This is a genomic window from Shigella sp. FC1967 (genome assembly GCF_001743005.1).
In the GTDB taxonomy this organism is placed as follows: domain Bacteria; phylum Pseudomonadota; class Gammaproteobacteria; order Enterobacterales; family Enterobacteriaceae; genus Proteus.
In genome coordinates this window covers 1-972 of record NZ_MIIZ01001084.1, presented here as the reverse complement: position 1 = coordinate 972, position 972 = coordinate 1, and the positions used below count along the sequence as shown (strand labels likewise).

2 protein-coding genes are annotated in these 972 nt (G+C 43.4%); both read right to left on the bottom strand.

From position 1 onward, the window contains the following. Positions 1-88: 88 nt before the first annotated feature. Positions 89-676, bottom strand: coding sequence for a hypothetical protein (locus tag BHE89_RS18620; protein WP_069369954.1), 588 nt, complete (start codon positions 674-676; stop codon positions 89-91). Between the two features lie 112 nt (positions 677-788). Then, a partial coding sequence (locus BHE89_RS18615) for a hypothetical protein (protein WP_128860717.1) occupies positions 789-972 on the bottom strand: 184 nt, incomplete at its 5' end.

The window sequence follows — 972 nt, the reverse complement described above, 5'->3', positions numbered from 1 at the left end:
TTTTTCAAGGTTACATATCCCGAGTGAAAATAACGTCCACAAACGCAATGTCATTCCGATAAAAAAAGGGGGCTAGTCAGCCCCTATTTTAATGAAGAGTGTCGCTTTTAAGCTCTTCAACTCCATAGATCGCATCAATTTCTGCTAGTTTAGAATCAAGCTCATCAGGACCTATGACACCTTCTGATTTAAGCCAGTGAAACTTACTGATCTCGTGATCACGAGATTCTGCCGCATTAATTATTCCATATCTTCCCAAGAGGATTCTGTTTCTTCTTTCCAGCAGTTCATTTACTATTTTGTCGTGCTGCTTATCTTTTACCACATGAACAATAAAGCCATTTTCAAGGCTAAAAGCAGATACGTTTACCCTTGAGTAATATGCCCAAAGAACCACTATTCCACCCAGCAAACCGAAGGGTGTAACGCCTAGACTGATGTGAGTGAAGTGCTCATATATTCTTCCTGCCGTAGACATAGCCAACCATAAAAAACCAACGTTCATCATCCATTGATTTTTGTAGGTCCTTGAGTATGGGTTATTTAGCAGAAGAGTATAATCAACTTCTACTACAGTCGCGCCATCTTTGTCCTCAAAGGAGTAAACGAAAGATTCATCCCTTAAATCAAATTCGCACTTTATCGGCCCTTTTCTCTGCTTCATCTTTTCAGGCATACACTGTCTCCAAACTTTAACAACAATGCCGTGATGGTACATCAGGTGCTTCACCACTCCGCCTGCCTAGTTGCCTTTTTTGGGCAGAAAAAAAGGGGCCTCAGCCCCATTGTCAGTCTGAGGATGAAACCACCTCATCCCACGCATGCAAAACCTTCGATAGGTGCCGATGCTTTCGGGTGAAGTCTTTATCATACAGGAGTGCTTTAAATGGCGCGTTCAGGTCACTGCATGTGACGTTCTTGCCGATCACAGACAGGGTATCCTGGAGTGATCCACCAGCAGCATCCAGCCCC

Coding starts and splice junctions, on each gene's coding strand:
- BHE89_RS18620 (WP_069369954.1), bottom strand. CDS start 676: ATGCCTGAAAAGATGAAGCAGAGAAAAGGGCCGATAAAGTGCGAATTT.